The 12356-nt window shown below is 41.3% G+C and carries 11 protein-coding genes, 1 other RNA gene and 2 pseudogenes; 5 read left to right on the top strand and 9 right to left on the bottom strand.

The window, feature by feature from the left end; all coding sequences use genetic code 11:
- Positions 1 to 21: 21 nt before the first annotated feature.
- Positions 22 to 708: a hypothetical protein gene (locus CVN76_RS17175; RefSeq protein ID WP_100532270.1), complete on the bottom strand. Its 687-nt coding sequence runs from the start codon at positions 706 to 708 to the stop codon at positions 22 to 24.
- Positions 709 to 904: 196 nt separating this feature from the next.
- Here CVN76_RS17175 and CVN76_RS17180 point away from each other — a divergent pair, with 196 nt between their 5' ends.
- Positions 905 to 1111, top strand: coding sequence for a YqaE/Pmp3 family membrane protein (locus CVN76_RS17180; protein WP_100532614.1), 207 nt, complete (start codon positions 905 to 907; stop codon positions 1109 to 1111).
- Between the two features lie 94 nt (positions 1112 to 1205).
- On the opposite strand, the gene CVN76_RS17185 is transcribed toward CVN76_RS17180, so the two are convergent.
- Complete coding sequence (locus CVN76_RS17185; RefSeq protein ID WP_100532271.1) at positions 1206 to 3776, bottom strand: DEAD/DEAH box helicase; 2571 nt, start codon at positions 3774 to 3776, stop codon at positions 1206 to 1208.
- Positions 3777 to 4222: 446 nt separating this feature from the next.
- Between CVN76_RS17185 and CVN76_RS17190 the strand changes: the two genes are divergently transcribed.
- On the top strand, positions 4223 to 5155 hold the full coding sequence (locus tag CVN76_RS17190; RefSeq protein ID WP_100532272.1) for a sensor domain-containing diguanylate cyclase: 933 nt from the start codon (positions 4223 to 4225) through the stop codon (positions 5153 to 5155).
- Positions 5156 to 5452: 297 nt separating this feature from the next.
- Here CVN76_RS17190 and CVN76_RS17195 read toward each other — a convergent pair whose 3' ends face one another.
- Positions 5453 to 5632, bottom strand: a complete 180-nt coding sequence (locus tag CVN76_RS17195) for a hypothetical protein (RefSeq protein ID WP_061141938.1) — start codon at positions 5630 to 5632, stop codon at positions 5453 to 5455.
- Complete coding sequence (locus CVN76_RS17200) at positions 5633 to 6382, bottom strand: type II toxin-antitoxin system SpoIISA family toxin (protein ID WP_100530072.1); 750 nt, start codon at positions 6380 to 6382, stop codon at positions 5633 to 5635.
- A gap of 239 nt (positions 6383 to 6621) precedes the next feature.
- Here CVN76_RS17200 and CVN76_RS17205 point away from each other — a divergent pair, with 239 nt between their 5' ends.
- Positions 6622 to 7707, top strand: a complete 1086-nt coding sequence (locus CVN76_RS17205) for an MBL fold metallo-hydrolase (RefSeq protein WP_100532273.1) — start codon at positions 6622 to 6624, stop codon at positions 7705 to 7707.
- Positions 7708 to 7742: 35 nt separating this feature from the next.
- Here CVN76_RS17205 and CVN76_RS17210 read toward each other — a convergent pair whose 3' ends face one another.
- Entirely contained in the window at positions 7743 to 8696 is a 954-nt protein-coding gene (locus CVN76_RS17210; RefSeq protein ID WP_100532274.1) for a DMT family transporter, read from the bottom strand.
- A gap of 341 nt (positions 8697 to 9037) precedes the next feature.
- On the opposite strand from CVN76_RS17210, the gene CVN76_RS17215 reads away from it, so the two are divergent.
- Positions 9038 to 9364: a YnfA family protein gene (locus CVN76_RS17215; protein WP_100532275.1), complete on the top strand. Its 327-nt coding sequence runs from the start codon at positions 9038 to 9040 to the stop codon at positions 9362 to 9364.
- A gap of 112 nt (positions 9365 to 9476) precedes the next feature.
- Here CVN76_RS17215 and CVN76_RS17220 read toward each other — a convergent pair whose 3' ends face one another.
- The gene (locus CVN76_RS17220; RefSeq protein ID WP_100532276.1) at positions 9477 to 9665 is read right to left on the bottom strand and encodes a hypothetical protein; all 189 of its coding nucleotides are present in this window, start codon (positions 9663 to 9665) and stop codon (positions 9477 to 9479) included.
- Between the two features lie 264 nt (positions 9666 to 9929).
- A non-coding RNA gene (gene ssrS, locus CVN76_RS17225) (6S RNA) lies at positions 9930 to 10117 on the bottom strand.
- A 210-nt stretch (positions 10118 to 10327) separates the two neighbouring features.
- Between ssrS and tatA the strand changes: the two genes are divergently transcribed.
- Entirely contained in the window at positions 10328 to 10534 is a 207-nt protein-coding gene (tatA, locus tag CVN76_RS17230; protein WP_100532277.1) for a twin-arginine translocase TatA/TatE family subunit, read from the top strand.
- Positions 10535 to 10767: 233 nt separating this feature from the next.
- Here the strand turns inward: tatA and CVN76_RS32430 are convergent.
- Together CVN76_RS32430 and CVN76_RS32435 are read right to left on the bottom strand one after the other, a co-directional pair.
- A pseudogene (locus CVN76_RS32430) lies at positions 10768 to 11238 on the bottom strand (methyl-accepting chemotaxis protein); the annotation flags it as partial.
- Between the two features lie 288 nt (positions 11239 to 11526).
- Positions 11527 to 12084: pseudogene (locus CVN76_RS32435) on the bottom strand (protoglobin domain-containing protein); the annotation flags it as partial.
- Positions 12085 to 12356 lie beyond the last annotated feature (272 nt).

Here is a 12356-nt window from a genome sequence, read left to right on the forward strand (position 1 = left end):
TATTAGTTAACAACTGACCCTTCAAATGTGCTCTTTTTCAATTGAGGGCCTTAGATCCAGTCGAGTGGCCATGAAGTCGACTAATGCCTGCAGCGGATTTATAATGGCATCTCCTGTCAGACGTTCATAGCTCATCGCTGCCTTGACCATTGATAACTGAGCCACCGAGATCTGTCTTTTTTCTTCATTCAATTGCAATAAGCGATTTACGATCTCCTGGTTATATGTCTCGCTCAAACCCTGCATGATCAAATCAAAGGCACTTTCGATGATGATGATTTCAACATCGACGCCCCCATAATTTCTTGAATGGGCGTTTAAACGTTTCATGGTTCCTTCGACCGTAGCAGGGTTCGTGAATAGCATCACTTGCGGCTGCTGCACTTGGCAAACCAGCTCAAAAAATGGTTCATCGATTTTAATGATGGGGATAGACAGCGATAGCTGTTCTTCGTTTAAAAAAGCAATATAGTTCGTGCAGGTTATCAGGATGGCATCCACATTACATTCGGCCATCCATTCCATCTGTTCTTTCACCTTTTTTGAAGCATCCGAAAAAGTAAACGTTTCATCTGATGCCACCCGATGCATCAATCCTGAATCTACGAAATGAAGCCATTCCATATCGAATTTCGAAAACGCTTTTTCTATGTATTCTATATTTGAATGGTGTGCATGCAAACAGGCGATCTTTTTTCTCATGAACATCCCTACCCCGATTCGTTTTCTGATAATTCTAACACATGAGCCGTCATATCGGTGAAAGGATTTTACTGAATTCATAAGACTCGCTCTGGCATGAATGTGGGTCTCAAGCATATATATATCATCGCAATGACAAAACGGAATGCTATACAACCCTTAAAGCAGCTTGGCAATTAATAAAAACTGGAGCGTGTTCATTATTCTCTATATAATCGCGATTCTTTTCCCTCCATTGGCCGTATTGATGGCGGGTAAACCCATTTCTGCTCTGATCAATTTGATTCTCACGCTTTTTTTCTACATTCCCGGATTGATCCATGCCTTTTTTGTGGTGCATGATAAGAAGGCGGATAATCGATTGAAGCGGCAAGCAGCCCTATTAGCCAAAGCGAAACGAAATGATTAGGCACTGCCCATTACATCCTTCAACGCAAAATGACGTACACTTTTGGCGTACGTCATTTTGCGTTGTCCCCCTCCGGACGACCTGAGGAAGAGGATCAATGCAACCGATGTGTCTTCCTATGGCCTCTATGATAACAAGCATCACATATATGAAAACGTGAGTCATCCGGTAGCTTTTTTCCACAGCGTTTGCATTTTCTCTGGTAATTCAACATTTCATCCTTTAATTGATCATGAACGCCCTCGCTGATTTCTTCACGGATACGCTCCCAATATACGGCTTCAGTCTTCTTACCTACCCGATATAAAAATAAGAGATGAAGGCCAATCGCCTTATAAGAAAGCTCCAACTCCTCCAAATTTCTAGTCTTGATGATCGGTTCAGGAAGATCATGGCTCTCGGCTATCGCCTCGACAGTCTCCAGCCACTGCCTGATGAGACTCGGTTCCTTGGCAGAAAAAGGGATATGCAGGAAGCCATACAAATCCATCAAAGAAAAACGAACTTCGATATGGGTATCCTTTATCAGCTCGTACAGGTCCCTTTCTTCCGATAGTGAAGCCTTTTTCGTGCCCTTAGGGGGCTCGAACCGCTCCCACATTTCAAAAAAAGTGCCCATGTTCCGGTAATACTTTTGAAAACGCTCGAATACGGCAGAGGTTGGGGCAATCGTAAAGGTTTGAACTGGTTCATCCGCTTGTTCAAGCAATCTATTCATGATTTTGATTTCTGCCGTAAAGGCGACCTTGCCCGTATCATAAATGCCCTTTCTTCCCGCTCTGCCTGCAATTTGTTTGATTTCCTGTGACGTCAGTCTCCTTCTTCGGGTCCCGTCGAACTTTTCATTCTCAAGGAAGACAATGCGCCGGATAGGCAAATTCAAACCCATCCCAATTGCATCTGTAGCAACTACAACCGATGTTTCACCGCGATTGAAAAGCTCTATTTGCCGTTTCCTGCTCTCAGGTGGCATACTGCCATAGATCATGCTGACATTATGTCCACTCTCTTTCAAACGCGATGCCGTCTCCAATACCTGCCTTCGCGAAAAACAAATGAGGGCATCCCCTTTTTTCGTATATTTCAATTCGAATTCACGCTGTTCCACCTCAAGCGGTATCTCCCGTCTGTATTCAAGGAGCTCCAACTCCGCTTCATCCAGAAGATTCAACAGCATCTTTTTAATATTATTGCTTCCGATAATGTGCACTTCTTTCGCATTTGCTTGCGTTATTGCCCGAAACCAGGCAAAGCCTCGATCTTTATCGGCAATCATTTGCGCTTCATCTATCACGATCACTTCGTGGTAATCCTTTTCATGGAACATTTCAACGGTACTGGAGGTGTGCTTTGCGCCCATGACAGCCTTTTCTTCCTCACCGGTTTTTAATGAGCAAGGTACACCATCCGCATTCAATTTATCAAAAACTTCTAGCGCCAACAGCCTTAGGGGAGCCAGATATAAACCGCTTTCTGCTTCTTTCATTTTTTGCAATGCCTGATGTGTCTTGCCGGTGTTGGTCTCTCCGATGTGCAAGATATAGCTGACCTTTTTTCCTAATGATGGAGTATAGGCCTTGCCAATGATGTCATTGATCATCCTTTGTTCTTCTGCCTGTTTTTTGGCTTGTTCGGCAATTGCTTCAGCTTTTCTTCTTTCTCTATTCGCCTCGTCTTTTTCGAAGATTTCCTCATGAACTGTTTCTTCAAAAGGAATTCCCTCGAGGTTCAATAAATCTGAAACATATTCTTCTTGAAGTTCATCGAAACAGGCCTGGGACAAATCAGCCAATTCATCTCTCAAGATATCTTGCAGGGCGTGAACGGTCAGCCTTTCCCCATAAGACTCCAAAAAATCATGATGCAAGTGAACAGGCAAATGATTCATGTATTTTTCAGGGGCGACTTTCAGTATCAAATCCGAAACTAATCTCTCATATCGATAAAAGTAATTTTCATATTCAAAACGGTTCTTTCCCCAATCGAACAAGGAGTGGATATCTCCTGTCAGTTCTTCAAAGAAGTCCGTGACCATCAAATATTCATTTGCTTGGAACCCGCCTTCTTCTACCAATTTTTCTTCCAGCAGGTATGGATCGACATATTGGAATTTAGGCTTATTTTTAAGATCCTTTGCCAAAACCCCAGCAATATATGACCTGACATGCAAATATAAAACAAGTGAGCTTTCTTCAAAATATGAGTTAGCCTCATCTTGCAGTCGGATGCGTATCTTCCACCGTTGCTTTGCGAGACGTTGTTCTTCCTGCCTCTTGAAAAAATCCCCCCGCGCTTCTCTATATCTCTTTTCCCAATCAGCCTGCTTTTCCGCGAAGGTTTCGCTCATCCACGATAATGCGTCAAATGGTCGGTACGCTTTTAATTCATTACGGAACATACTGTTGATCAGCTTATGATCCGAGCCTTCGGTAATGAAGCCCCTTTCGTTTAGAAACACCTTTTTTTCCCTTCTCGGCACATCATTCGATGCTTTATTCAACCAAACATTAAGCCAGATTTGCTCAATGAAGGATAATCTGTCTGATACATATGTTACAAACGAAGGCAATGTCTCTTTGCTCTCCAAATAAAAATTCATATCCTGAATGATTTTTTCCTTCGTATTTTCTATAGCTATAGGATATATACTTTCTAATTTACCCATAATGATCCCCTTTTGAATGTTCCTGTATGTACGGTACGATTACCTTTTATCCTCTCCAAAACATTTTTTTACATAAGGGCCATCTAGCCTTTTACCGCCATCATTCAGTCCTCTCCCAAGATTCAGTAACCTCAAGGGGGCATAACCGATGATATGCGGCAGCCCAATTGAATGCTTCTTAGCGGTCGATGGCACTCTTGTCAATTCATTTACAGTATAATTCGTTTAATGTGCCAATTGTGCATTTACACATTTAACGAAATCGATAAATCGCCGAAAAATAACATAGGGGCCTTCCAATATACCCAATCAGAACGAACCCGGGCTCTTATTCGAGTTTAGTGGAAATTCGGACAACTGTCACGTTTCCGCTTTTGTATCTTTGCCGTTCAATAGCAAAAATTTTTGGAAAGCTAATTAGATTATCCATATAAAGGAGTCTGGAAATGATACAGCAGGATATCAATTACTATAAAAATTTCGACTGCATCGCGGAAGAATTGTTGGCACTTTTGTCAAAGACGATCAAGGTCAACACATTCTACCTGTCAATATTACACCCTACGGAAAGTTTCGCGATCAAATCCTTCAATAGACAGGCAAGCTTAATTTGTGATGGTGACGTTCTTCCTTATAATATGGTATTTTGCAAATTGGTCGCCGAAAATGGCTCCGAGCCTCTTGTCATTCCTAATTTAGCCGAACACGCTTTGACTCGTGACCATCCTATAACGAAGTACATTGGCAATGGTTGTTTCATGGGCGCCCCGCTTTTATATGACGGCAAGGTGCTTGGGACTTTATGTGCCTTTGATATTGAACCTTACGATTTTAAAGAATATGATTCTATCCTGATTAAGTCCCTCGCCTCTTTAGCATGTCAAACCCTCATACTTGAAGATGGGATTATCAGGGATGAATTGTCAGGTCTTTATAATAGGAACTTTCTATATCATTATTTCGATTATAATAAAGATAAACGGAATGCTGAAATGGCGATTCTTTACATCGATCTTAATCATTTTAAAATTTTCAATGACTCCTTTGGCCATGATGTTGGGGATTTGGTCATTAAACTGACGGCTGAATGCCTTCTGCAAAACGTACAGGAGGACAGTCACATCTGCCGTATTGGTGGTGATGAATTCATTGTATTACTTCAGCCATCGCAAGGTGAGGATTTAATCAACAGAACGCAAAGCAGTGCCGAGTTTTTATCGAATCGTATATCGACGATGCCCATCCTCATCAATGGAAATGATTATTTTATTACCGCAAGTATAGGGATGAGCTTTTATCCTCATGATGGGATGAATATGGAGACACTGATAAAAAAGGCCGATCGTAGCATGTATAAGGAAAAAAAGTCGCGTCAATAGGCTGACGATCATTTCCGGCCGGGAAAATAAAAAACCAGTTCTCCTTGGAGACTGGCTTTCAGTTACCTTAAAAAAATCCATCGTTTCGCTTTCAATCTTTGTAAAAGCTTCAGCAATTCAGCATTATCTTTATGTATCCGTTGCTCGGATGGTGAAGCGGAGGGGGCCGGGATGTTCACTCTCTCGGGTTTTTTATTCATATTCTGAAAGACCCTTCCTATTCTTTAGTTTTGAATAGTATATGCGGGTTTTTCACAAATATCATAAGGCATTAGGAAAAACCCCCCGCCCTAATTCCTATAAAACACTTTTTAAGCGGCTGAAGCGTGCCGACTTTTCTTTATCTTTCAGGATAACGCGTTCGTTCTGTTTCATCACTTTTTTCGTATGCGGGCTTAACCCAACATCGGGTATCTTAACCTGTGGTTTGATTACAGCAACCGAAACTTCACTGCCGACTTTATCATAAATGCTCATCTAACCTTCACCACCTGGATTTTGTTTTATGACCATATCGAACATCATGATCAGTAATGCTATCAACAAACAATCGACTTCTGAAATGAAGCTTTCCGATTTAACGTCAAGGATATATGGTTCCATCAAAATGCTTACTGGCTGGAGTGCCATTTTTTCTTCATCATTATAATACGTATCTTCTCTTTCCAATGTAGCACGAATGGTGCTGCCATTCAAGTTAGGATGCCCAGTCATCACCATTTGCTTGTCCTGTTCCGTCTTGAAAGGAAGAATGTTCACGCTCATCGCTTCCTTTGCAGCGTAAGCTTGAAGGAGAATGCTCAAATAAGCCAGATACTCCTTATTCGTTTGATAGTATTCAGGTATTCCTTCTTTCTTTAACAAGTGAAACATATTTTTGACCTTTTCCCTATTGTCCGTTAAAAGCTTGTCGCTTTCCGCAACAGCTTTAGTTGCGTAGGACAATTCATTGTCGCCAATTTTCGATATATACATGCTCAAGAACACAAACATATCAATCAGAATGAATACAACTGCCATGATCAAAAAGTTTTTCCACTCGTTGAATATACTCATCGGATAGAAATTCCAATAAATCAGCGCTCCCAGTATAAAAATGATATACCAGGTTTTTCGGATCGCTTCGATTTTTTTACTTACCTTGTCTTTATATTTCCAAGACAAGATAACATAGGCCAATAAAGCAAAAAACACCACCCAGACAAAGACTCTGAAAAAAATTAACAACCGTTATCCCCCTGCCCCTCATACGCCGTTTATATATCTTCTCTCTCTATATTATTCATTTCATCTACCTCTTTTCCCTGCCTGGAGTTTATGAAACTTATGCCATTCCCCTAAAGTTTCACTTTATAAAGAGCGATTTCTCAAGGGTGGATATTTACGGGACATCTTAGTAAATAACCTTAGTTATTCTGTGATATGATAAGTAACAAAAATATTTGATTATATGGAGGAACATCATCATGCTGAAAATTGTAAAAATCATCGTTTCTGCTTTTATTTTATTGTTCCTTTTCCTTAAGCTTTATCCTCCACTAGGGAAAAAGACGACGAAAGCAAAAGTGAGAATGTTCAATGAGAAAGATAATTTTGCCAATGGGAAATTCCAGAATCAGGTCCCCACAAGTCAAGCGATGAGTTTAAAGCATACTGGCTCCATATTACGGGATTACATAAGAGGCAATCCGAAAAAAAGGCCAGACACCCCTATCACGATTGGAACAAAAGGGACGGCCGCTGAAGATTCCAATAAGATTACCTGGTTTGGCCATTCCGCCTTCATGTTGGAATTGGATGGTAAAACGATCCTGGTGGACCCTATGTTCGGCAAGGCCCCCACTCCCTTTCCTTGGTTCGGCAACAAGCGGTTTAGCGGCGAGCTGCCCGTTGACCTGGATTCGCTGCCATCTATCGATGCCGTTTTACTATCGCATGACCACTATGACCATTTGGATTATCACTCAATAAAGAAATTGAAAGACAAGGTTGGGCAGTTCATCGTTCCCCTAGGTGTCGGGGGACATCTGGAGCGCTGGGGCGTTAACGAAGAATTGATATCAGAACATAATTGGTGGGATGAGGTTTCATTCAAGGGTTTACATTTAGTCTGTACTCCTGCCAGGCATTTTTCCGGACGGAGTTTAACGGATGGCAATACCACGCTTTGGTGTTCCTGGGTGATCAGTGGTGAGCGGCAAAACATATTTTTCAGCGGCGATAGTGGCTATGGGACCCACTTTAAAGAAATCGGCGAGAAATACGGGCCATTTGATTTAACCTTGATGGAATGCGGCCAATATGATGAACGCTGGTCCACGATTCATATGATGCCTGAAGAAACGGTTCAAGCACATATCGATGTACAAGGAAAAAGGATGATCCCGATTCATTGGGCTGGATTCACCCTCTCCTTTCATGATTGGACAGATCCGATCGTACGGGTAACCAAAGCCGCCAATGAACTTGACGTTCAGATCTGTACCCCGCAACTGGGAGAACCAGTACAGATCGGGGCAAAAGAATTCCCGCAAACAGAATGGTGGAAGTAAAAATGGTCCATCCCAATTGGGGTGGACCATTTCTTTCATTTCACACTTCGTTCCTGCTTATATCCGAAATTCAATTTTAAGGAAGGTTCTATCTTCCCTCCAAAGTAATTCGTGCCAACCACACCTAAAATGATCAGTATCGACCCCGTAATATCATAAATGGTGATCTTTTCATGCAAGATGATCGCTCCTGCAGCAATCGTGACAACTGTGGAGAGGTTGGCGAACACGCTCATTTGCGACGCTTTGATTTTTGTTAAAATCGCATTCGACAATAACGAGGTAACCAGGGAAGCCAATATTCCCAAATACAAAATGGAGCTGATGAATTCCATGCTTGACCATGGTGAGAGGAATTCATCCATCGAACCTTGCTTCAGATGGGAAAATAGCGCGGCAGCATTGAAAATGATGAAACCCGTTCCCATCATGAAAAAGGACATTTCACCTGGTGTATAGTCCTTGGCGAGTGAACGTGTCATCGTTGTATAACAAGCGGTGGCAATGCAGGATAGCAGTATCAATATCATTCCAAGCATATCGGAAAAATTGATGGTACTCCCTTTCACCACAAAAATAAAAATGACTCCCATTACTGATAAAACAATTGAAAGCTTTTGATATAAAGAGGTTTTCTCCTTCAAAAAATATCCAGCGATCATCATGGTTAGAATCGGGGTAAAGGCAGATAAAATTCCAGCATCCGTCGATTGTGAATACTTTAACCCAAAAGTTTGAAACGCAAAGAAAAGAGTCGGGAATAATAATGAAAGAGGAATCAGGTACTTTATCGACTCCCACGTATAATTCACCTTAATGACTTTCAAGGCGACAAGCAATAAAATGATGACGAATGAGACGGTGAATCGGAATGCCAATGTATCCAGCGGATTCGATTCAGCAATGGCCATCTTCGTGAATAAAAAAGATAAGCCGACTATACTTGCATGTATTATCGCCAGCATGTATGCAAATGTTCGGGATTTCATGGTTTCAACTCCTCAACTAGATTACGATAGTTCCGTTTTAGGTATAGTACCCCTTGCATCTCCATCGCAACCCAAATGAAGCGTATTTTTGGGATGTGTCCCTTTAAACTGTAAACACTCCACTCTCGATTTCACACTCTCCTTCCATTACATATAAGCCCATGGGCCACCTGGAGAGTTTTTTGCTCGCTATCCGTCATCAGCATCTATTTGGAGGTTCCAATAATCTTGGCAAGGATAGATTTCATGCTGTACATTGTTGCCCAACGGTGATTCTCATTTTTTTTATAAGAGCCTGTTAAATATGGTAAAATTTCAACGAGAAAGCGAGGGATACATAGATGTTAGTAACGATCGGAATATTCCTATTGGCCGGCCTTGCTGAAATTGGCGGAGGGTATCTTATTTGGCAATGGTTAAGAGAGGGCAAATCCATTTATCTAGGTTTGTTTGGAGGCTTCGGGCTGGTGTTATACGGCATCATTGCCACTTTCCAAACGTTTCCTACCTTTGGGCGTGTATACGCCGCTTATGGCGGGGTTTTCATTGTCTTATCGATATTATGGGGATGGGGCATCGATAGGAAAACGCCAGATGCATTCGATTGGATTGGGGCTGCCATCTGTTTAGTCGGTGTTTCAGTCATCCTCTGGGCTCCCAGGCACTGAAAAATGACGGACGAAAAAAAGAACAAGCACACTATACGAGCCAGCTTATTGTCCATACCTTCCTATCCTGCCAACAAAAAAATCCCTCTTTGAGGGATTTTGACTTTATGCATTAAGCTTCCATTGCTTCCTTACGCTTTCTTTCCCTTGATTCAGTATATAAATCATAAGCAAGATAAAGAATGATGGCTCCGCCTAACAATTTAATGTACAACGGTATTTCCGCTACAAAGAAATAAACCATTGAGAATAATGTCCCGATCATGCATAGCCAAAATATTAAATGTTTTAAAATTTTCAACGTGGTGACTCCTCTCAAAAGATGAGATTAATTACTGCTTCCCTCCCTTTTCAAGGAGGAATTAATTATCCGTACACTCATTCTAACATTTTTTCTTAAGATATTGGAGCAATACGTATTACGAAATTATGAACAATGAAGCCCCTAAAAATGGTTCATCAGTTTTTCGCATCAAATGGTATAGCAATTGTAATTCATTATCTCCGATCATCTTGAACAAAACAAAAAACCAGTTCCCATAAGGAACTGGTTTCCATTTAATGTTAGGAAGCCGCCATTGCCGTATTCAAGTAAGAAAGTTTTAAACCACCACTCCTCAAAGTGGGTGTTTGCAGAAACAATCCTGTTGTCCAGGTCAGTGACGAGGCATAACATTCCTGTTTCGATGTAAAACTCCCTATTACAGCTTAAAGGTTAAAACTTAATTATCATTACGAACAACGCAGCTTGTATAGTTATAATACATAATTTCCTTAATACTTGCAAGTTATTTCATTCCTTAGCAAGGAAATTATCACTAACTATTGAAGGACCGGTCACAAAGGATTAATCGCTAGCCTAATCTGTAGGCTTGAATCTTTACAATAAATAGTAAATAGCCTTTGCAAATACATATCAGGGGTCTATAATATTAACTAACAGATTCGATTGGAGTGATTTTCATGCTTTCAAACATTGGTTTTCCCGGTTTAATAGTGATTCTACTGCTAGCTTTGGTCGTTTTTGGACCGAATAAGCTCCCGCAAATCGGACGAGCAGTCGGCACCTCCCTCAGGGAGTTCAAGAATGCAACAAAGGGGATTACGGAAGAAATTCAAGAGGAATTCAAAGAAGATGTCGAAACGGCTAGGAAAGAATCGGCCAAATGAAAAAGACGCCTGCACGCAGCAGGCGTCTTTGATGCGTTTGAGGCGTAGAACCGTCAGGCCACATCCCGACGTTTAGCTAAAAGCTTGTTCTGCGGCTTACACAAATTAGCTCATCGCTTTATTAATATAACATTAACCGCTGCTGTTTTCAAGTATTTCTTTTTCTGCCAACCTTTTTTTGAGATGTTTTCTGCGGATATTCTAGCGAGTTGATTATTGAAATACACAACTCCTTACAGGTTCATGGTCATTTCCGTCAATTGATCTGAGGAAACGGCAACTTGATTGAACGCTTCATTAATTTCATCGAATATCGCACTCAGTTCTGTCATCTCCTTGGTTGTTTTAATATTTTGCTCTTTTACCGAAAGCATGGCCTTGGCGATGTCGGTAAAAAACAAGCCCGTTTCCTCCCCTTGCTTCGTACCTTTCGTGATTTCCCCGCTAACCAAGGAAATCGATGCATTCATTATATCTGTAAAATGAGCTATGCCGCTAACCAGCTTCACGACCTCCGAGACGGAATCCTTGGTATTTTCCGACAGCTTCCTTACCTCACCCGCTACAACCGCAAATCCTTTACCATTTTCACCTGCCCTTGCCGCTTCAATCGCTGCGTTCAGCGCTAACAAATTCGTTTGTTCCGCAATGGTTGTAATGATCGTGACGATCCGTTCGATTTCCTTGGAAGTTTTCGATAGCTGCTCCATATCCTTGGCAATGATCTGCATCTGCTCCTGCGTTCTCATCAATCTTTTCTCTAATCCTTGTAACAGCGCCACTCCTTCATTCGATTTCCCCTCTGCCTGAATCGCGATCTCTGATCCCTTCTCGGTGAAACCATGAATTTCAGAGACCTTATTTGCCATCAATTGAGTCGCCGAGCTAGTCTCTTCACTGATCGCTGCCAACTCTTCTGCATTATGGTTCACCTGCCGCTTTATCGTTTCTTTTGCTTCCAGGTTTTCTTGACGAATTTTCTCATTTTCAAGTTCATATGCCTCTAAAACGATTTGCTGCTCTAAATTGAAGATTTTTGTGACAGCCAAGATGTTATTCTGATATTGGTCCATATCCTTTAAGTTGGAAAGCACATGAATGATTACTGATTGCAGTAAGTCTTGGAATGCGCTCATATACCATTTTGGCTGCAGTCCGATGCGGACATGCACGTGTGCGATCACATAGCGCTGTTTGATATACGCATCATTGATCGTGCCGCTGAACATTTCAAACATATGTCGATGCAGGGTCTTTTTCAGCCTTTCAACGGAACTATTATCAGAAATGATTTTCATTAATGAAGGTTCATTTTCCAGATTTCTATAGAAATTATCGACAATTTCGGTCAAATGACCTTTTACTTCCTCCTGCATGGAACGAATGATACATAAGTCTGCAATCGTTAGATGAATCATGTCCACTTGCGTCAATACACCCGGATATTCGGTAATATTAATACCGACCTGTTCCTTGAATTGCGAGTAATCTATGGTCTCTAATTTCCGCCTGCTTCTCCATCTACTTTTCATCACTAAATTGCCTCCCATTTTCTCTACCACTATTTATTATTTCGACATAGTGCCCAATTTTTTTAATAAATTTGATAAAATCGCCAACAAATAAGTACTTTTCACCCATAACCAATGAGCTCCATAACAAAAAACCACTATGTGAATGTTTGAGGGGCACATACAAACTCGGAGACTAACTGTATCATGTCCGTTGCTTTCCACTCACTATGCGTAAAAATAAAGAACGCATCCTCTAGTGTCGACAGTATCGGAAGATTTGACCTTTATCCGTTCCATTCCACTCTGCA

Source organism: Bacillus sp. mrc49, from assembly GCF_002803435.1.